Below are 19,923 nucleotides of genomic sequence, written 5' to 3' on the forward strand. Positions count from 1 at the left end.
GAAAAAGAGGCAGGCAAAAAACAACAACAAACAAAAACCACCAAACACACTATTGAGTTCTCAAACAACACACCCGCACGGCCGCGCGACTAGCCCGCGGCTTTGAAGCCGCGTACTCGTAGTGCGGACGCTCAGGAACCCACCGAAGTGGGATTTCCCTCTGGGAACCGCCGCGCTCTTCGGGCTTGGCCCGTGTCGCAGCGACGAATCAACAAGGTACGTGAGGGAAAACTAGGAGTCAAATGGCCTGATAGAAGGGGTATTTCAACTCGACACCTGTCGCGCGCACCGAGGTGCGTTGACTCCAACCAGAGGGTCTAACGCCCCGGCCCGCTTCGTTGTTCCCGTCTCGGTTGAGAATTCACGCGACCCGTTCGATGCCTGCGATGTTGCGCTTACCGCGGCGCAGCACGAGCCAGCGGCCGTGGAGAAAATCGGCGGGCTGCGGAACCCACTCCTCGCTGTCGACCCTGGCGTTGTTGACGTAGACACCGCCCTCGGCGATCGTCCGCCTGGCGGCCCCCTTGCTCGCGGAGAGCCCACTGACCACCAGGAGGTCGGTGATCGAGTCCGGCTGCCCTGGTTCGAGCCGAGCGACCGCGGCCTCGCGCAGGGCGGCGCCCAGCGTGGGTTCGTCGAGTTCAGCGAGCTCACCGCGACCGAAGAGGGCCTGGCTGGCGTGCTCGACCGAGCGCGTCGCCGCCTCACCGTGTACGAGCGTGGTGAGCTCGCGGGCCAGTCGACGCTGCGCGGCACGTTCGTGCGCTCGTTCCGTCGTCGCCTCCTCGAGCTCGGCGAGCTCAGCGGGGGCCAGAAAAGTAAACCAGCGTAGATAACGGATGACGTCAGCGTCCGCGGTGTTGATGAAGTACTGGTACCAGGCGTACGGGCTGGTCATCTCGGGGTCCAGCCATAGGCTCCCGCCGCCGGTCGACTTGCCGAACTTCTTGCCTTCGGAGTCGGTCACCAACGGAGTCGTCAGGGCGTGCACCGTCGTCCCGTCCTTCTGGCGGACCAACCTCACGCCGGCGATGATGTTGCCCCACTGGTCGGAGCCGCCGATCTGCAACGTGCAGTCGTAGCGCCGGTGCAATTCCACATAATCGTTGGCCTGCAGCAGCATGTAGCTGAACTCGGTGTAGGAGATGCCCTCCCCCTCGAGTCGGCGCCGAACCGTGTCACGGTCGAGCATCACGTTTACCGAGAAGTGCTTTCCGACGTCGCGCAGGAACTCGATCGCCGACAGCGGCCCCGTCCAGGACAGGTTGTTCTCCACCACCGCGCCCGTCGGGGAACCGTCGAACTCGACAAAACGCTCGAGTTGACCGCGAATGCGGTCGGCCCAGTCCGCCACGGTGTCCGCGGTGTTCAGCGTGCGTTCGCCGGTATCGCGGGGGTCGCCGATCATGCCGGTGGCGCCGCCGGCGAGCACAATCGGTCGATGCCCGGCCTGCTGAAAGCGGCGCAGCGTCAGCAGCGGGATGAGGTGGCCCGCGTGCAGGCTGGGAGCGGTCGGGTCGAAACCCGAATACAGGGTCAAAGGTCCGCCGGCCAATGCCGCCGCGAGCGCGTCCTCGTCGGTGGACTGCGCGATCAAACCGCGCCACCGCAGCTCGTCGAGGATGTCCGGGGTGCCCTTAGACGTCACGGTGTCGATCTTCCCGTACCGCGGCCGATCGGCCGCATCCGGTTCGCCCGCAGGCGGTGACCAGGACAAGCGGCCGCCGCGGCAAGCGCGCCGCGTCCTGATCCGCACATTCGGTCGATAGCATGGCGCAGCGCGAACGCTGCTGTGAGGGAGAGTCGAACACCGTATGACAGCGCCCGATCCACTGGAGGTTCGCAAAGGAGCGGCGTTTTACAACGTGCGGGGGCTCCTCATCTACAACCTCTACGTATTGATGTTCAACAACCGATGGCTGTGGCGTTGCCCCCGGGGCCGACTTCTCCAGCACTACGACGAGCACATCCGCTGCAACCACCTCGACATCGGGCCGGGCACGGGGTGGTACCTGCAGCACACCACGTTTCCCTGCCGCGACCCCAAGCTCACACTGCTCGATCTGAGCCCCGACAGCCTCGCGACGGCGGGCAAGCGCCTGCGCAAGCTGTCGCCGAGGCTGCTGCGTTCGGATGTCTTTTCTCCGATCCCTACGCAGGAGAAATTCGACTCCATCGCCGCCAACTATGTGCTCCATTGCATTCCTGGTGACTGGGAAGGCAAATCCTTGGCGATCGAAAACGTCGCCAACGCTCTCGCGCCCGATGGCGTGTTCTTCGGCTCCACGATCCTGGGTGTAGGCGTTCGCCACAACCTGTTGGGTCGGCGAACGATGAACCGATTCAACGCATCCGGCACCTTCCATAACGACACAGACGACCTCGCCGGCCTGCAGAAGGCCCTCGGCGCCTACTTCGAGAAGTTCACGACGACGATGGTCGGGACTGTCGCGCTTTTCACCGCCACCCATCCGCGCATGGCTGCATGACGTCTCGCCCTTAGTCGCTCTCACCCGGCATCGGAGCACGCGGACTGCGCCGGTACATCGACACCTCCGGACGCCCGGCGAGCCACAGCCGCCAGGGCCGATCGGCGGCCTTGCTCACACCGACCCGCGGACCCTCCTCGGCGGCGTGCTGCTCGCCGAGCGTCAGCCTGATCGGGCTCTTCTTGGCGAACACATCAATCCCGTTGTCCTCCATCGTGATTCCCAGAGCCGAGCACAGGTTGCCCGGCCCCCTCGCCAGGGCGACCGGTCGAACCAGCTCCCCGCGCCGCGCGAGCGCCGCATCCAGGCCCGCTTCAATCGCCGCGGCCCTGAGCAGCACGGCCCCCGCGACGCCGTCGGTGGCGCACACGATGTTGGCGCACACATGGATTCCGTGACTGCGATAGGTGTAGAGGCGCCCGGCCGGTCCGAACATCACGGAGTTACGCGGTCCCGGCCCGCGGAAGGAGTGGGCCGCCGCGTCGGGCCACGGGCCGTCGGCCGGCCCGCCGTACGCCTCGACCTCGACGATCATCGCGCTCACCCCCCGCCCGGACAACGTCGCGCCGAGCAGCCGCCGCGCCGCGGTCAAGGGATCCGTGGACAGCAACTCGGCGCTCACCGAAGCGATTCTGCCGGTGCCCTTGACAGGCCCGACGAGCGGGCGCAGTATTCATCGCATGATGACTTCATCGCGTGATGAATTCCCCGGGTCAACGCCCGCGCCGGCCGTCGACATCTCAAATCTGCGGGTCGTCCGCGGTAAGCGCCTGGCTCTCGACGACATCACCGTGCGGATCGCGCAGGGCACGATCACCGGCCTGCTCGGCCCTTCGGGATGTGGCAAGACCACGCTGATGCGCAGCATCGTCGGCACGCAGATCATCACCAGTGGTTCGGTGACGGTGCTGGGCAGGCCCGCCGGATCGGCGGACCTGCGGCACCGGGTCGGTTACGTCACGCAGGATCCCACGGTCTACGACGACCTACGAGTGATCGACAATGTTCGTTACTTCGCCTCGCTGTACGGGACCGACGCTGAGGCCGCCGATGAGGCCGTCGCCGCCGTCGGGCTCGACGACCATCGAACCGCGGTGTGCGCCAATCTGTCCGGCGGCCAGAAGACCCGCGCCTCGTTGGCGTGCGCCCTCGTCTCACACCCGGATCTGCTCGTCCTCGATGAACCGACAGTCGGCCTGGACCCGGTACTGCGGGTGGACCTGTGGGAGCAGTTCCACCGCTTGGCGGGTCAGGGGACGACGCTTCTGGTGTCCAGCCATGTGATGGACGAGGCCGATCACTGCGGTGAGTTGTTGCTGATGCGCGAAGGTCGCCTGCTCACCCACACCACACCGACGAAGCTACGAGAGGACACGAAATGTCAGTCACTGGAGGAAGCGTTTCTGTCCGTCATCAGGCACAGCACCGCGGCCGCCGCAGCCGAAGCAGGTTGAGTCCCCAGGCATATCTCGCCACCACCGGCCGCATCCTGCGCCAACTGGCGGCCGATCACCGCAGCGTCGCGATGATCCTCGTCGTGCCCAGCCTGATCATCACGTTGCTCTACTTCATGTTCGAGGATGCTCCGCACCCGCCCGGAACACCGTCTCCGTTCAACAACGCCTGCTTGATCATGCTCGGCGTGTTCCCGCTCGTGGTGATGTTTCTGATCACGTCGATCACCATGCAGCGCGAACGGGTTTCGGGCACGTTGGAACGGATTCTGACCACTCCCCTGCGCCGCACCGACCTGCTCGCCGCGTACGGCACGGCGTTCTCGATTGCCGCTGCCGCGCAGGCGACGCTCGCGTGCATCGTCTCGTACGCTTTCCTCGGATTCCGTACCGAAGGCAGCCCGGTGTGGGTTTTCACGATCGCGATCATCAACGCCGTACTCGGGGTCGGTCTGGGTCTGCTGTGTAGCGCGTTCGCACGCACCGAATTTCAGGCCGTGCAGTTCATGCCCGTGGTGATCGTCCCGCAGCTTCTGCTGTGCGGAATCATCGTGCCGCGCGACGTGCTGCCGGACTGGCTGCAGTGGATCAGCAACGTGCTGCCTGCAAGCTACGCTCTGGAGGCGCTGCGACAGGTCGGCGCCTATTCGGAGCCGACATTCATCGCGGTGCGAGACATGGCGGTGGTGATCGGCTTCGCGGTTCTGGCGCTGTGCCTTGCGGCGGCCACGCTACGACGAAGGACACCGTGACGACGTTGACCACCAATGCTGAGCGCAAACGCCCCGGCCGGCCGCCCGGACCGTCGGACACCCGGGAACGCATTCTGTCGAGCGCGCGGGAGTTGTTCGCTCGCAACGGTATCGACAAGACGTCGATCCGCGCGATCGCCGCGGCGGCGGAGGTCGATCCCGCGTTGGTGCACCACTACTTCGGGACGAAGACCCAGTTGTTCGCCGCCGCGATCCACATCCCGATCGACCCGATGCAGGTCATCGGCCCGCTGCGGCAGGTTCCGGTGGAGGAGATCGGCCGCGTACTGCCCTCACTTCTGCTGCCGCTGTGGGATTCCGAAATGGGCAAGGGTTTCATCGCGACGCTGCGATCGATGCTCGCGGGCAACGATTCGTCGTTGTTCCGGACATTCCTGCAGGAGGTGATCGTCAAAGAGGTCGGCTCGCGCGTCGACGACCCGCCCGGTAGCGGACCGATCCGCGTGCAATTCGTCGCCTCGCAATTGGTGGGCGTGGTGATGGCCCGCTACATCCTCGAACTCGACCCGTTCAGATCCCTGCCGGTGGAGCAGATCGCGAAGACCATCGCGCCGAACCTGCAGCGCTACCTCACCGGAGAGCTACCCGGCCTCTCCTGACGCACGGTCCACCATCCGCTGGTGCTCGACCTCGTCGGTGACGGCGACGGCCTCGTCGGTCAACAGCACCGGGATGCCGTTGTCGATGCGGTATGCCCGGCGCAGCCGCGGGTTGTAGAGGTATTCCGGCTGATCGGGGTCGACGAGCAGCAGCGGTCCCCGGTCCTGCGGGCAGACCAGGATTTCGAGAAGTTTCGCGTCGAGCGCCACGGCGGATCAGCCGCCCGGGACGGTCATGCCGGGAATGACGGGCACCGGGCCGGCGACAGGTCCGTCGTCCACCACGGCTTGGGCGGCCCGCGCCTGCAGCTTGCGCTGATAGGCGATGGTCTCCTTGAGCGCTTCGACGAGCGGCGTCTGGTTCGGCCGATGCTCGAGCGCGTCCGCCAGCGCCGCTGCGTTCGCGTTCGACGGGCGGTAACCCTGCTGGCGCAGCTTCACCGCGTCGTCGATCAGCTTGGAGATCTGACCGCCGCCGTCGCCCTGCCGGTACTCCTCGTGAATGACGGAAAGCACCTGGTCGGCGTTCACCTTGGGCGCTGCCGCCTCGTCGTCTTTCTTGCAGTCCTCGCCGGTGCAGGGAGTCGGCGGTCCCTCGGCTTGGGGCTCAGGGGCCTCGGTCTCGACGGTCGGTTCCGCGGGCTGCGCTGCCGCGGTCGGCAATGCGACACCGGTCAGCAGGCCGGCGGCCAGCACGCCACCGGCGAGAGTGCCCAGAACGAGGCGACGCCCGACGTCGCGCTGCGTACCGGTTCGCGATGTCATCAATCCTCCAGCTCGGTGGCGCGGCTGCCCGGTCCGGCGACCTGCCGCCAGCGGGAGCGTAACAGCGCCCGGGCCTCGCGGCAGGTCGTGCTATTGGCCGCCGGCGAGCTCGGCGCGCACCGCGACGGTCAACCGCTTGTACCGATTCGTATCGGGGTCCAGATACCAGGCGTTACGCGACGGTTTCGGAATGCCTTCCGCGCGCAGCGGGCTGACCAGCGGGCGGTACGACGCGCTGAACGCCATCTTCGGCACCACGTGAACGATGTCGGGCGGGTCGCCCACCGGCAGCTCGGCCATCGCCTCGGACAGGTCCGCGGACGGGATGCTGCCGCCCGGGCACAGGGCCAGCGCGGTGACGGCGAGCTGGCGATCCTTGGTCTGCACCCCGTAGGTGACGGCGAGGTCGACCGCGCCGAGGCAGCCGACGGCGTCGTTGACCGTCGATGCGAACACGCATCCGCGTCCGGTGTGGATAACCGCGCCGCGGTTGTCGACGAGCCAGTAGTCGCCGTCGGTGTCGCGGCGGAACAGGTACTCCGTCGACACCCAGGTGTCCGCGGGCGCGAAGACGCCCCGTTTCACCGGGGAAGTCGGATCGACAGGTCCCCGCGGGCGGGCGATCAGCACGCCGACCTCGTTGGCCTCGGCCCGGCGTACGAACCCCCGCTCGTCCTCCAGGATCAGGTCTTCTTCGGGGTCGTAGGCCGCCAGCTCGAGGTCCCGACCACCCGGAAGCGGACGGCCCTTACTGCCGATCTTCGCACCGGACACGTTGGCGAGCACGGCTTGTCCGTCGGTGGTCGCGAAGAACTCGACAACGTGTGCCGGCTTGAAGACATCGACCACGCGCTTCCACAGCCCGGTCGGCATACCCGAACCGATGAACAGCCGCACCGGGTGACTGCCGTGCAGGGAGAACGACGGATCATCGATGACCTCGCGCAGCATCGCCCACGTGTAGGTCACCACGGTGACGCCGTACTGGCGGATCTCCTTGACGAACCGGTCGGGCTGCAACCCGCGCGACAGCGCGATCCGCGAACCGCCGACGGCGGCGCCGCCCAGCGCAACCAGCAACCCGGACTGATGGTGCAGCGAGGTCAGGCAGTAGACGGTGTCGCTGCGACTGAGGTTGGCCGCCGACGCGGTGCCGAACGCCGAGATCGCCCAGCGGGCGTTGGTGATCTGCCTGGCGACCAGTTCGCCGCCGATCGAACTGAAGCCGACGAACGCAAGGTCTCGGGCAAGGCCCGGATTCGGTCGGTACCAGCCGGGCAGATCGACGGCGTCGGGGTCGATCTTCTCCATGTCGATGACGTCGGCGTCGCCGGGGACGTCCAGGTCGCGGGACTCACCGCCGCCGAGCACCAGCACGCGCATGTCGAGTTGCCGGGCGGCGTCGAGGTTGCTCGGGTCGGCGATGATGTCCGACACCGAACCGAGCCGCGCAGCGGTGGGCAGGTCGACATCGGGCGGCATCAGCACCGCGACCGCACCGAGCCGCGACAGCGCCGCGATCGCCACCAGCGCGCTGGGGCGGGTCTCCATCAGCACGCCGACGTGCGCACCCTGGCGCACCCCGACCTCGATGAGACCGCGGACGACGTTGTTGATGCGACGGTCCACGGCTTCGTAGGTGTGGACTCGGCCGTCGAACAGCAGGCAGTCGCCGCCGGGAAGGTCGCGGGCCTGCTCGGACAGGATCCGGCCGAACGAGATGCGGGTGTGCTCGTTGATCTGGCCGAGCCGGGCCAGGCGAGGCAGGGTCCGGGCCGTCTCGACGGCCAACGCCCGGGCGGATTTGTTGGCGGTCACGACCGCATCGGCCGCCGAGCGGGCGAGGCTCCATGCCATCTCGGTGGCAGCGGCGGTGCTGTGCGCGACCCGCGAGCTGAACGACACACCCGTCTCGTTGGGTTCGGCCTGCTGCAGGGCCATCGGGTTGACGCCCTCGGGCCGGTCGCCGGTGCCGTCGAGCCACTTGACCCACTGCGCGACGGTCGGCCATGTCTGGCTGGCCGCCTTCGACCCGACGACGAGCCCGAAATGCCCTGAGCGGATGAGGTATTCGTAAACATCAGCCCTGGGGGCGGCGCGTTTGATGCCGCGCACCGAGGCGGGCTGGCCGATGTCGTCGACCTCGCCGATCACCGCCAGCACGGGGCAGTCGATGTCGGAGAGCGTGACCAGGTCACCGTGGATGGAGAAGCCGCCGCTCATCATCCGGTTGTGCGCGATGAACTGTTTGAGCAGTTCGGCGATCGCGGGTCCGGACCACGCGATCCAACCTTCGGAAGCCAGGAAGCGACGCTGCTGCTCGCGCGGCAGCAACGCCTCGCGGTCATGCAACTGGCGCAGGAAGTCGATGCGCGACTGCGCGGTCTTGATCGGGTCGAGCATCTGAAAGCCCGTACGCGCGAGCCATCCCGGGATGTCAATCCGGCTGAAGACGTGATCGGCCATGAAGTCCGCTGCCGCGGGCGCGATGCTGGCCGGCATGTTCATCGGCAGCGCGGCCAGGGTGTCGACCGGCGAGCCGAACGCGATGATGCTCGCGAGGTCCTTCGACCGGCGGTAGGCCCCGACCTGGTAGGCGAACATGCCGCCCTGCGAGTAGCCGGCGAGGTGGACGTCGCGGCCCGTCACCTCTTTGACGGTGTCGATGGCCTCGCTGAGTGCGACCACGTGGTCGGCGAGCGTGCGCTCCATTCCGCCCTCGACCTTGTCTGGTGCGCCGAAGTCGATGACCCACGGGTCGATGCCTGCCTTGTGCAGGATTCCCACGGCGCCGTCCTCGCGGGTGACGTCCCACATGTCGGCCGACATCATCATCGGATGGACCATCAGCACGGGTGGTCCGGGCGGTTTGGCGCCCGGCCTGGTGTCGGGCGGGAAGTAGCGCCGCAGCCGGTACATCGGGACGCTCTGGATGATCTGGAACGGCGAGGGCACGGCACCGGTTTCCAGGCCGCCGTAGCGCAGCACCTCCAGCCCGTTCTGGGCGGTGGCCACCAACCGCCCGACCGGCCTGGTTATCGCCGACAGATCCACACCGCACGCTCCCCTTCAGGCCGATGCCGCTACCCCGCGTTTGCCGACGTCATCATGGCACAGCGCCGGGTCCGAGAGGGCCGACCTATCATCGGCGGCTGATGGCGAATCTGATCAACGTCGAGCGCGCGACGGTCGGCTACGGCACGCGGACGCTTCTCGATGCGGTCAGCCTGGGAATCGACGACGGCGACGCGATCGGCGTCGTCGGGCGCAACGGCGACGGTAAGACCACGCTGTTGCAGATCCTGACGCTCGCCCGCGAGCCGGATTCCGGCCGGGTCACTCACACGTCCGGGTTGTCGGTGGGCTATCTGCGGCAGAGCGACGACTTCGCCGCCGACGCCACGGTGCGCGACGTGATCGTCGGCGGCAGGGCCGACCACGTCTGGGCCGCCGAACCCGACACCCGCGACGTCGTTTCGCACCTGTTGGCCGACGTCGCGCTCGACACAGTGGTCGGTCGGCTGTCCGGTGGTGAGCGGCGCCGGGTGGCATTGTCGGCAGTGCTGATCGCCGGGCACGACGTGCTCGTACTCGACGAGCCGACCAACCATCTCGACGTCGAGGTGATCGGCTGGCTGGCCGAGCACCTGAATCGACGCAGGGGCAAGGCGCTGGTGGTGGTGAGTCACGACCGCTGGTTCCTCGATGCGGTGTGCACGCGGACGTGGGAGGTGCACGACGGCACCATCGACGGGTATGACGGCGGTTACGCGGCCTACGTGCTTGCCCGCGCCGAGCGGATGCGGCTGGCGGCCGGCGCCGAGGCGCGCAGGCAGAACCTGATGCGCAAGGAGCTGGCGTGGCTGCGCCGCGGTCCGCCCGCGCGGACATCGAAACCGAAGTTTCGTATCCAGGCCGCCAACGATCTGATCGCCAACGAACCGCCCCCGCGTGATTCCCTTGTGTTGCAACGCTTTGCGACAACACGCCTGGGCAAGGACGTCTTCGATCTCCACCGCGTCCGCCTGCAGGCGGGCGACAAGGTGATTCTCGACAAGGTCGACTGGTCGATCGGGCCCGGCGCACGCATCGGCCTGGTCGGCGTCAACGGCACAGGCAAGACGACGGTATTGCGGTTGTTGGCCGGTGAAGTTGCGCCGACCGCCGGAACCCTGAAGCGGGGCGCCACGCTCAAGATCGGCTACCTCAGCCAGGCGCTGGCCGAAGTCGACGGCTCCGAGCGTGTACTCGATGCCGTCGAGAACCGTAGGCGCATCACGGAATTGGCGGGCGGCGCGGAGGTGAGCGCCGACACGCTGTTACGCGATTTCGGCTTCACCGGCGACAAGCTGACCGCACGGGTGGCGGAGCTGTCCGGTGGCGAACGGCGCCGGCTGCAGTTCCTGCGACTGCTGCTCGACGAGCCGAACGTGTTGCTGCTCGACGAGCCGACCAACGATCTGGACATCGACACGCTGACCGTCATCGAGGACTACCTGGACGGCTGGCCGGGCACGCTGATCGTCGTCACCCACGACCGCTACTTCCTCGAACGGGTCTCTGACGTGACGTATGCGCTGACCGGCGACGGCCGCTGCGACCTGTTGCCGGGAGGGATCGAGCAGTACCTGGCACACCGCGCGGCCGCGGCGTCTCCGTCGTCGGCTTCCGGACGTGTCGAAGCGCCGCAAGGCGAGACCGCGTCGGCGCGGGAGCGGCGCACCGGCAAGGAGATGGCCCGCATCGAGGGTCAGTTGGAGAAGCTGGAGTCGCGGATCGCAGCGGTGCACGAGGCGATGGCCGAGGCGGCCGCCGACCACGTCCGCGTCGGCGAGCTCAATGCCGAACTGCAGGAACTGCAGGCGCGCAAGGATTCTCTCGAAGAAGCCTGGCTTGCCGCCGCGGACGGGTGATTGACTGGGGCGGTGGGAAGGAGCCCGTCATGGCCGATGTCTCCGCCTTTTCCGACCTGGTTGCCGCCGATCACGGGCTGTGTGTGCTGAGCACGCTGCGTCGCGACGGCAGTATCCAGTCGTCGGTGGTCAACGCCGGGGTCTTGCCGCACCCGGTCACCGGCGATCAAGTGGTGGGGGCGGTCGCCGTCGGCGGCTCCCGCAAGCTGGACAATCTGCGCACCGACCCGCGCGCCACGATCGTGGTCCGCGCCGGCTGGCAGTGGGCGACCGTCGAGGGTGAGGCACAGCTCATCGGTCCTGACGACCCGCATCCGGACGTCGACGAAGCGGGGCTGAAAACCTTGTTGCGCAATGTCTTCAAGGCGGCCGGTGGAACACACGACGACTGGGACACCTACGACAGGGTGATGGCAGAGGAACGTCGCGCCGCGGTGCTCATCAGGCCCGGCCGGATCTACACCAACCCCGCCGGCTAGGTCATCCCCTCAAACGTCGCCCCAGCCGCTCTGCCGTCTCGCGGACGACGCCGAGTTGCTTGGCGACCTGAATCGGCGCCGTGCCGCCGCGGGCGTCACGTGAGTTCACCGAGCCTTCGATGCTGAGCACCTCACGTACCTGCGGCGTCAGTTCAGGGTGGATCGAGGCGAGTTCGGCGTCCTCGAGGTCTTCCAGGCCGACACCACGGGCCTCCGCCGCGCGGACCGCTGCGCCAGCTGCTTCGTGCGCGACCCGAAACGGCACTCCCCTGCGCACCAGCCACTCGGCGACGTCTGTCGCCAATGTGTAGCCCAGCGGGGCGAGTTCGGTCATCCGGTCGACGTCGAAGCGCAACGTCGCCACCAGGCCGGCCATGGCCGGCAGCAGCAGCTCCAATTGGGCGACGGAGTCGAACACCGGCTCCTTGTCCTCCTGAAGGTCCCGGTTGTAAGCCAGCGGTTGCGCCTTCAGCGTGGCCAACAGTCCGGTGAGGTTGCCGATCAGGCGGCCGGACTTGCCGCGAGCCAGTTCGGCGATGTCGGGGTTCTTCTTCTGCGGCATGATCGAGCTGCCGGTCGACCAGGAGTCGTGCAGCGTGACGTAGCCGAATTCCGTTGTGCTCCAGAGGATGATGTCCTCTGCGAGACGGGACAGGTCGACCGCGATCATCGAGAAGACGAATGCGGCCTCGGCCGCGAAGTCGCGGGCTGCCGTCGCATCGACCGAATTGTCGGCAGCTGTGTCGAAGCCCAGGTCCGCGGCGATCGCATCGGGGTCGAGGCCCAGCGACGAGCCCGCCAGTGCGCCGGAACCGTAGGGCGACACCGCCGCTCGCTTGTCGAAGTCGGCCAGTCGGTCGACGTCGCGCAACAGCGGGTGCGCATGTGCGAGCAGGTGGTGCGCGAGCAGTATCGGCTGCGCGGATTGCAGGTGCGTCTTGCCGGGCATGATCGCGGTCGGGTGGGCCGCGGCCTGCGTCGCCAGCGCATCGACGACTTCGAGTGCACCGGCTGCGACGCGCCTGATCGCGTCGCGCAGCCACATCCGAAACAGCGTGGCCACCTGGTCGTTTCGCGACCGGCCGGCCCTCAGGCGGCCGCCAAGTTCCGGGCCGACCCGGTCGATCAGCCCGCGTTCCAGCGCGCCGTGCACATCTTCGTCGGTCGGCAGCGGCGCGAAACTGCCGTCGGCGACATCGGAGGCCAGGCTGTCGAGGCCGGCGAGCAGGCCGTCGCGCTGCTCATCGGTCAGCAGGCCGGCGTTGGACAGCACGTGAGCGTGCGCTTTTGACGCCCGGATGTCGTAGGGCGCAAGCACCCAGTCGAAGTGCGTCGACTTGGACAGCGCCGCGAGCGCGTCCGACGGGCCGCCGGAGAACCGTCCGCCCCACAGCGACCCTTCATTGGTCCTCATATCAGGTCACTCACTTCGGCGCGAATGACCACGTTTGTACGTCCGAATCCGGCGTGTCGAGGGGCAAACACGGTCACTCGCGGTGGGGCTTTCATGTGTCCAAATCCCGTCGCGCTGAGATGCTCGACGACAGGCCGTGGATCTGCACGAAACCCCGGGCTGCGGACTGGTCGAACGTGTCGCCCTCGTCATAGGTCGCGAGGTTGAAGTCGTATAGAGATTCCCGGCTCCGGCGTCCGTTCACCGAGATGTGCCCACCGTGCAACAGCATCCGGATCTCGCCGGTCACGTGTTCCTGGGTCGTGGCGACGAACGACTCGAGCGCGGTTTTCAGCGGCGAGTACCACAGCCCGTCATAGACCAACTCGCCCCACTTCTGGTCGGTGTGGCGCTTGAACCGGCCGAGTTCGCGCTCGAGCGTGACGTGCTCGAGTTCGGTGTGTGCGGTGATCAGCACCATCGCGCCCGGCGCCTCGTAGATCTCGCGGCTCTTGATGCCGACCAACCGGTCCTCGACGACGTCGAGCCTGCCGACGCCCTGCTCGCCGGCGCGACGGTTGAGCTCCTCGATGGCCTGCAGCACGCTCACCGGCCGGCCGTCGATCGAAACTGGAACGCCGCGTTCGAAACCGACGATCACTTCGTCGGGGGTGCTCCAGTTGAGCGTCGGGTCCTCGGTGTAGTCGTAGACGTCCTTGGTGGGGGCGTTCCACAGGTGCTCGAGGAAGCCGGTCTCCACGGCACGGCCCCAGACGTTCTGGTCGATCGAGAACGGTGAACGCTTGGTGACGTTGATCGGGATCGCGTTCTCCTCGGCGAACGCGATCGCCTTCTCCCGCGTCCACGCGTAGTCGCGCACCGGCGCCAGCACTTCGAGATCCGGTGCCAGCGAAGCGAATCCGACCTCGAAGCGGACCTGGTCGTTACCCTTGCCGGTGCACCCGTGCGCGACGATACCGCCGCCGTACTTACGTGCCGCGGTCACCAGGTGCTTGACGATCAGCGGTCGGCTCAGCGCCGAGACCAGCGGATAGCGGTCCATGTACAGGGCGTTGGACTGGATTGCGGGCAGGCAGTATTCGTCGGCGAACTCGTCCTTGGCGTCGACGACCACGGCCTCCACGGCGCCGCAGTCCAGCGCCCGCTGCCGGATGACCTCCATGTCTTCGCCGCCCTGCCCGAGGTCGATCGCGACGGCGACCACCTCGCGCCCGGTCTCCTTGCCGATCCAGCTGATCGCCACCGAGGTGTCCAGGCCGCCGGAATACGCCAGGATGACGCGTTCGGACATCAGCAAGTCTCCTTCGTTCGAATGCTCTCGAGTTTGGTTGCCAGCTCGGCGCCGGTCATCGGCTCACGCGCGACGACCAGGATGGTGTCATCGCCGGCGACGGTGCCGACGACGAACGGCAGTGCCGCGCGGTCCATCGCGCTGGCCAGGTAGTGCGCCGCGCCCGGCGGGGTGCGCAGGATCGCCAGGTTGCCGCTGGCGTCGGTCGATACCAGCAGTTCGGCCAGCAGCCGCGACATCCGTTCCGTCCCACCGGAAACAGCACGTACCGGGCTGCCGTCCTCGGGGACGACGTATACGCCGACGCCGCCGTCGGCGCCGCGAAGTTTCACCGCTCCGAGTTCCTCCAGGTCACGCGACAGCGTGGCCTGGGTGACCTCGATGCCCTCTTCGGCCAGCAAGGTGGCCAGCTCGGTCTGGCTGTGCACCGACTGCGACGACAGGATCGCCACGATGCGAGCCTGCCGGCCGGCTCGGGTCGCCGCGGAAGTCATGTTCGCTCCAAGAGCCACACCAGCAACGCCTTCTGCACATGCAGCCGGTTCTCCGCCTCGTCCCACACCGCGCTGCGCGGCCCGTCGATCACGTCATCGGTGATCTCTTCGCCGCGGTGCGCCGGAAGGCAGTGCAGCACAACGGCGTTGGTCTCCGCGCGGGACAGCAGGTCGGCGTTGACCTGGAACGGCCGGAACGGCCCCACCCGGTCCAGGCCGTCGTTCTCCTGGCCCATCGACGTCCAGGTGTCGGTGACGAGCACGTCGGCGCCCTCGGCCGCCGCATGCACGTCAGACGTGACGGTGACCGTCGCACCGGTTTCCGATGCACGCTTCTGCGCTGCGTCGACGAAATCCGGATGCGGTTGGAAGCCGGGCGGCGCCGCGACGGTGACGTGCACGCCCGCCGTCACGCCGCCCAGCATCAGCGAGTGCGCCATGTTGTTGGCGCCGTCGCCGAAGTAGGACATCCGCAGGCCGGCCAGCGTGCCCTTGCGCTCGGCGAGCGTCTGCAGGTCCGCGAGCACCTGGCACGGGTGGAACTCGTCGGACAGGGCGTTGACGATCGGGACGCTCGCACCCGCCGCCATCGCGGTCAGCCGGTCCTGGGCGAACGTGCGCCACACGACTGCCTTGACGTAACGCGAGAGCACCCGCCCGGTGTCCTCCAACGTCTCGTCCCTACCGAGCTGAGTGCTGCGACCGTCGACGACAACGGCGTGACCGCCGAGTTGGGCGATGCCGATCTCGAAGGAGAACCGGGTGCGGGTGGAGTTCTTGTCGAAGATGACGGCCACCCCACTCGGGCCCTCCAGCGGGCGGCGGCTGAACGGCCGCGCCTTGAGTTCGGCCGCGAGCGCGAGCACCTCGGCCTGCTCGCCGGGGTTCAGGTCATCGTCACGCAGGAAATGCCTCACGGTCATGACGCGGCGCCTTTGTCGAGCAGGGCGGGCAGCGCGGTGAGGAAGCCGTCGATTTGGGCCTCGGTGATGATCAGCGGCGGAGCCAACCGGATCACGTCCGGCGCCGCGGCGTTGACCAGGAACCCGGAGTCGCGGGCCGCCGCCTCCACGGCCTTGGCGGATTCCGCGGTCAGCACGACACCGAGCAGCAGCCCGCGACCGCGGACATGGTCGATCAGCGGATGGCCGAGCGCGTCGATGCCCGCCGACAGGGTCTTGCCGAGCACCTCGGCGCGGCCGATCAGGTCCTCGTCGGCGAGCACCCGCAGGACCGCCAGCGCGGCAGCGGTGCAGACCGGGTTGCCACCGAAGGTGCTGCCGTGCAACCCCGGGGTCAGCAGGTCGGCGGTGGTGCCGGTCGCGATGCACGCGCCGATCGGCAATCCACCGCCCAGCCCCTTGGCCAGGGTCACGACGTCGGGGGTGATGCCGTCGTGCTGATGGGCGAAAAACGCGCCGGTGCGGCCCATTCCGGTCTGCACCTCGTCGAGCACCAGCAGCGCGCCGTGCTGCGCGGTGATCTCCCGTGCGGCGACGAGGTAGCCCGCCGGCGGGACCACGACACCGCCCTCGCCCATGATCGGTTCGAGGAACACCGCGGCGGTGTCCTGATCGACAGCGCGGGCAAGTTCGTCGACGTCGCCGTACGGCACGTGACTGACCTCGCCGGGCAGCGGCGCGAACGGCTCCTGCTTCGACGGCTGCCCGGTCAGGGCGAGCGAGCCCATCGTGCGGCCGTGGAAAGCTCCCTGCGCCGCAACGAGTTTCGTGCGGCCGGTGAGCCGGGTGATCTTGAAGGCGATCTCGTTCGCCTCGGTGCCCGAGTTGCAGAAGAAGACCCTGGCGCCCTCGGCGCCGAGCAATCCGACCAGGGCTTCGGCCAGGGCGATGCCGGGTTCGGTGGCATACAGGTTCGAGGTGTGTCCGAGCGTATTGAGCTGGCGGGTGACGGCCTCGATCACCGCGGGGTGCCGGTGACCGAGGATGTTGACCGCGATGCCGCCGAGCAGGTCCAGATAGGACTTGCCGTCCGTGTCGGTCACCACGGCGCCGTCACCGCTGGACAGCGCCAGCGGTGGGGTGCCGTAGTTGTTCATCATGACGGCCTGCCAGCGTTCCTGCAGTGTCACGGGCGCACCACCTTCGTACCCGTCCCCTCGTCGGTGAACAGTTCGACCAGCACACAGTGTTCGACCCGGCCGTCGATCACGTGTGCGCTCGGCACCCCGCCCGTGACGGCCCGCAGGCAGGCTTCCATCTTGGGCACCATGCCGGTTTCCAACGTGGGCAACAGCTGAGTCAGTGCCGCCGAGTCGATTTCGCTGACCAGTGAGTCGCGGTCCGGCCAGTCGGTGTACAGGCCCTCGACGTCGGTCAGCATGATCAGCTTCTCCGCGCCGAGACCCTCGGCCAACGCGGCGGCCGCGGTGTCGGCGTTGATGTTGTGCACGACGCCGTCGACGTCGGGGGCGATCGTCGAGACGACCGGGATGCGACCCGCCCCGATCAAGTCGATCAACGCACTCGGATCGACGCGTTCGACATCGCCGACCAGGCCGATGTCGGTCGCCACGCCGTCGACCATGACGTCGCGGCGCACGGCGGTGAACAACTGCGCGTCCTCACCGGTGACGCCGACGGCGTAGGGCCCGTGCGCGTTGATCAGGTTCACCAGTTCGCGCCCGACCTGACCGAACAGCACCATCCGCGCGACGTCGAGCACTTCCGGCGTCGTGACGCGGAATCCGCCCTTGAAGTCGCCCTGGATACCGAGCCTCGTGAGCATTGCGCTGATCTGCGGTCCGCCACCGTGCACGACGACGGGGTGGATGCCGCAGTTGCGCAGGAACACCATGTCGGCTGCGAACGCGGTCTTGAGCACCTCGTCGGTCATCGCGTTGCCGCCGTATTTGATCACGACGATCTTGTCGTGCATCTGTTTCAGCCACGGCAGCGCCGCCGCCAGAACCTGTGCCTTGAACGGGGTTTCGACGGTCATGAGCTGTAAGCCGAGTTCTCTTCGACGTATCCGTGCGACAGGTCGGTGGTGCGGATCGAGGCTTGCCCGGAACCGTCGCCGAGGTCGATGGTGACGGCGATGTCCTCTCCGGACAAGTCGACTTCACGCGCGCCCGGCCGCGGCGCACCGTCCTGCCATACCGGAATCGCGTTGAACGCCACGGTCATCCGCTCCGGATCCACGGGGAACGGGGCCATACCGATGGCGGCGAGCACCCGACCCCAGTTGGGGTCCGATCCGAACAGCGCGGTCTTCACCAGGCTGTCGCGCGCGACGAGCCGGGCACCCAACAGAGCGTCGTCCTCAGACGTCGCGCCCGTCACCGTGACGACGATGCGCTTGGTCACGCCCTCGGCGTCGGCCTGCAGTTGTCCGCAGAGGTCGTCGCACACGCGCAGCACCGCATCGTCGAGTTCGCTCTGGCTGGGTTTGATCGCGCTCGCGCCGGAGGCCAGCAGGAGCACCGAGTCGTTGGTCGAGCAACTGCCGTCGACGTCGAGGCGGTCGAAGGTGCGCGCGGCCGCCCGGCGCAGCGCCTGGTCCAGCGCGGCGGAGTCGGCTACCGCGTCGGTGGTGATGACGCACAGCATGGTGGCCAGCGACGGAGCGATCATGCCCGCGCCCTTGGCCATTCCGCCGACGGTCCAGTTGCCGGCGTGGTGCAGTGCAACCTGTTTGGGCACGGTGTCGGTGGTCATGATGGCCCGCGCGGCTTCCTCGCCGCCGGTGAGCCCGCCGGCCAGCTCGTGGACGACTGCCTCGACGCCGGGCAGCACCTTGTCCATCGGTAGCCGGTCGCCGATCAACCCCGTCGAGCAGACCGCGACCTCGATCGCACCCGTCTCGGTGCCCCAGTCGCTCAGCGCTTCGGCCACGGCCTCGGCGGTGGCATGGGTGTCCTGGAACCCCTGGGGGCCGGTGCAGGCGTTGGCGCCGCCGGAGTTCAGGATGACCGCGCGGAGACGGCCGGTGGTGAGTACCTGCTGACTCCACAGCACCGGAGCCGCCTTGACCTGGTTGCGGGTGAACACGCCCGCGGCGGCATAGTCCGGCCCCTCGTTGAACACCAACGCCAGGTCCAACGCCCCGGACGCCTTGATGCCCGCGGCGATGCCGGTCGCGCGAAAACCCTCGGGCGCGGTCACCCCTTGGCTGCGGATGAGCCGGCTCTCCGTCGCCGCAGCGGCCTGGCCGGCGACATCAGAGCCCGTCACGGCGCCACTCCCACAATCGAAAGCCCTTCGGTCTCCGGCCAGCCGAGCGCCAGGTTCATCGACTGCACCGCGGCGCCGCCGGTGCCCTTCACCAGGTTGTCGATCGCGGCGATGCCGATGAACGTCTGGGCGTCTTCATCCACGGCGACGGCCAGCTGGGCCGCGTTGCTGCCGAGCACCGAACCGGTCTTCGGCAGCTGTCCCTCCGGGAGCAGATGAACGAAAGGTTCGGCGTCGTAAGCTTTTTCGTAGGCGGCACGGATCTCTGACAGCGGCGCGACGGTGCGGGCGGTGCAGGTGGCCAGAATGCCGCGCGAGGTCGGGATCAGCACGGGCGTGAACGACACCGTCACGTCCTTGTCCGTCACGGCGCGCAGCCCCTGCGCGATTTCCGGCGTGTGCCTGTGCCTGCCGCCGACGTTGTAGGCCCGCGCCGAGCCGATCAGCTCGGCGCCGAGCAGGTCGGCTTTGACGGCTCGGCCGGCGCCCGAGGCGCCGCTGACCGAGACCACGGTCACGGCGGGCTCGATGAGGTCCTCGGCGATCGCCGGCCACAGCGCCAACAGCGCCGCGGTCGGATAGCAGCCGGGCACCGCGATCCGCTTCGCGCCGCGCAACCGGTCGCGGGCGCCCGGCAGCTCCGGCAGACCGTACGGCCAGCTGCCGGCGTGCGCCGAACCGTAGAACCGCTCCCACGCCGCGGCGTCGGTGAGCCGGAAGTCAGCGCCGCAGTCGACGATCAGCGTGTCGGCGCCGAGTTGGTCGGCCGGCTCCGCCGAATGCCCGTGCGGCAGTCCCAGGAAGACCACGTCGTGGCCGCTCAACACGTCCTTGTCGGTGCCCTCCAACACCCGGTTGGCCAGCGGCAGCAGATGCGGATGGTGCTCGGCCAGCGGCGTGCCCGCGCTCGCCGCGGCGGTCAGTGCCCCGATCGTCAGCCGCCCGTCGGCGTATGCGGGATGGCCGAGCAGGAGTCGAAGAATCTCGCCGCCGGCATACCCGCTGGCGCCGGCCACCGCCACTGAAACCATGCAGGCAATTCTGCATGGTTATGCA

General features: G+C 67.9%; 19 protein-coding genes. 6 read left to right on the forward strand and 13 right to left on the reverse strand.

Annotation, left to right across the window (positions count from 1 at the left end; all coding sequences use genetic code 11):
* Positions 1–361: 361 nt before the first annotated feature.
* On the reverse strand, positions 362–1,624 hold the full coding sequence (gene tyrS, locus AU188_RS11575; RefSeq protein WP_172799471.1) for a tyrosine--tRNA ligase: 1,263 nt from the start codon (positions 1,622–1,624) through the stop codon (positions 362–364).
* 190 nt (positions 1,625–1,814) lie between these two features.
* On the opposite strand from tyrS, the gene AU188_RS11580 reads away from it, so the two are divergent.
* A complete protein-coding gene (locus tag AU188_RS11580) occupies positions 1,815–2,489 on the forward strand; it encodes a class I SAM-dependent methyltransferase (protein ID WP_059163867.1) in 675 nt (224 codons plus the stop codon).
* A gap of 10 nt (positions 2,490–2,499) precedes the next feature.
* Here AU188_RS11580 and AU188_RS11585 read toward each other — a convergent pair whose 3' ends face one another.
* Entirely contained in the window at positions 2,500–3,111 is a 612-nt protein-coding gene (locus tag AU188_RS11585) for a DNA-3-methyladenine glycosylase (RefSeq protein ID WP_059163868.1), read from the reverse strand.
* A gap of 58 nt (positions 3,112–3,169) precedes the next feature.
* On the opposite strand from AU188_RS11585, the gene AU188_RS11590 reads away from it, so the two are divergent.
* Genes AU188_RS11590 through AU188_RS11600 form a run of 3 tightly spaced genes read left to right on the forward strand, consistent with a single transcriptional unit; the run spans position 3,170 to position 5,315 of the window.
* Complete coding sequence (locus AU188_RS11590) at positions 3,170–3,943, forward strand: ABC transporter ATP-binding protein (RefSeq protein ID WP_059163869.1); 774 nt, start codon at positions 3,170–3,172, stop codon at positions 3,941–3,943.
* Positions 3,868–4,695, forward strand: a complete 828-nt coding sequence (locus AU188_RS11595) for an ABC transporter permease (protein WP_082686594.1) — start codon at positions 3,868–3,870, stop codon at positions 4,693–4,695. Before AU188_RS11590 ends, AU188_RS11595 begins: the two co-directional genes overlap by 76 nt.
* A gap of 5 nt (positions 4,696–4,700) precedes the next feature.
* Positions 4,701–5,315, forward strand: coding sequence for a TetR/AcrR family transcriptional regulator (locus tag AU188_RS11600; protein ID WP_059163920.1), 615 nt, complete (start codon positions 4,701–4,703; stop codon positions 5,313–5,315).
* On the opposite strand, the gene AU188_RS11605 is transcribed toward AU188_RS11600, so the two are convergent.
* The 3 genes from AU188_RS11605 to AU188_RS11615 form a co-directional block, all read right to left on the reverse strand.
* Complete coding sequence (locus AU188_RS11605; RefSeq protein WP_059163870.1) at positions 5,298–5,525, reverse strand: Trm112 family protein; 228 nt, start codon at positions 5,523–5,525, stop codon at positions 5,298–5,300. The genes AU188_RS11600 and AU188_RS11605 overlap by 18 nt on opposite strands.
* Before the next feature lie 6 nt (positions 5,526–5,531).
* Complete coding sequence (locus AU188_RS11610; protein ID WP_156426650.1) at positions 5,532–6,080, reverse strand: hypothetical protein; 549 nt, start codon at positions 6,078–6,080, stop codon at positions 5,532–5,534.
* A gap of 90 nt (positions 6,081–6,170) precedes the next feature.
* The gene (locus AU188_RS11615) at positions 6,171–9,134 is read right to left on the reverse strand and encodes an acyl-CoA synthetase (protein WP_059163871.1); all 2,964 of its coding nucleotides are present in this window, start codon (positions 9,132–9,134) and stop codon (positions 6,171–6,173) included.
* Positions 9,135–9,235: 101 nt separating this feature from the next.
* Between AU188_RS11615 and AU188_RS11620 the strand changes: the two genes are divergently transcribed.
* Positions 9,236–10,993, forward strand: coding sequence for an ABC-F family ATP-binding cassette domain-containing protein (locus tag AU188_RS11620; RefSeq protein WP_059163872.1), 1,758 nt, complete (start codon positions 9,236–9,238; stop codon positions 10,991–10,993).
* 29 nt (positions 10,994–11,022) lie between these two features.
* Entirely contained in the window at positions 11,023–11,472 is a 450-nt protein-coding gene (locus AU188_RS11625; RefSeq protein WP_059163873.1) for a TIGR03618 family F420-dependent PPOX class oxidoreductase, read from the forward strand.
* Position 11,473: 1 nt separating this feature from the next.
* Here AU188_RS11625 and argH read toward each other — a convergent pair whose 3' ends face one another.
* The 8 genes from argH to argC form a co-directional block, all read right to left on the reverse strand.
* Entirely contained in the window at positions 11,474–12,886 is a 1,413-nt protein-coding gene (gene argH / locus AU188_RS11630) for an argininosuccinate lyase (RefSeq protein WP_059163874.1), read from the reverse strand.
* A 91-nt stretch (positions 12,887–12,977) separates the two neighbouring features.
* Positions 12,978–14,177, reverse strand: coding sequence for an argininosuccinate synthase (locus tag AU188_RS11635; RefSeq protein ID WP_059163875.1), 1,200 nt, complete (start codon positions 14,175–14,177; stop codon positions 12,978–12,980).
* Positions 14,177–14,671: an arginine repressor gene (locus AU188_RS11640; RefSeq protein ID WP_059163876.1), complete on the reverse strand. Its 495-nt coding sequence runs from the start codon at positions 14,669–14,671 to the stop codon at positions 14,177–14,179. Before AU188_RS11640 ends, AU188_RS11635 begins: the two co-directional genes overlap by 1 nt.
* Complete coding sequence (gene argF, locus AU188_RS11645) at positions 14,668–15,594, reverse strand: ornithine carbamoyltransferase (protein ID WP_059163877.1); 927 nt, start codon at positions 15,592–15,594, stop codon at positions 14,668–14,670. Before argF ends, AU188_RS11640 begins: the two co-directional genes overlap by 4 nt.
* Entirely contained in the window at positions 15,591–16,763 is a 1,173-nt protein-coding gene (locus AU188_RS11650) for an acetylornithine transaminase (RefSeq protein WP_082686595.1), read from the reverse strand. The genes argF and AU188_RS11650 overlap by 4 nt, the downstream gene beginning before the upstream one ends.
* Positions 16,760–17,632, reverse strand: coding sequence for an acetylglutamate kinase (gene argB, locus AU188_RS11655; RefSeq protein WP_059163878.1), 873 nt, complete (start codon positions 17,630–17,632; stop codon positions 16,760–16,762). Before argB ends, AU188_RS11650 begins: the two co-directional genes overlap by 4 nt.
* Positions 17,629–18,867, reverse strand: a complete 1,239-nt coding sequence (argJ, locus tag AU188_RS11660) for a bifunctional glutamate N-acetyltransferase/amino-acid acetyltransferase ArgJ (RefSeq protein ID WP_059163879.1) — start codon at positions 18,865–18,867, stop codon at positions 17,629–17,631. The genes argB and argJ overlap by 4 nt, the downstream gene beginning before the upstream one ends.
* Positions 18,864–19,898 carry an N-acetyl-gamma-glutamyl-phosphate reductase gene (argC, locus tag AU188_RS11665; RefSeq protein WP_059163880.1) on the reverse strand — a complete coding sequence of 345 codons (1,035 nt, stop codon included), beginning with the start codon at positions 19,896–19,898 and terminating at the stop codon, positions 18,864–18,866. Before argC ends, argJ begins: the two co-directional genes overlap by 4 nt.
* Positions 19,899–19,923: the final 25 nt, after the last annotated feature.

Origin of the sequence: Mycobacterium sp. IS-3022 (genome assembly GCF_001500065.1) — a bacterium.
Lineage (GTDB): Bacteria > Actinomycetota > Actinomycetes > Mycobacteriales > Mycobacteriaceae > Mycobacterium.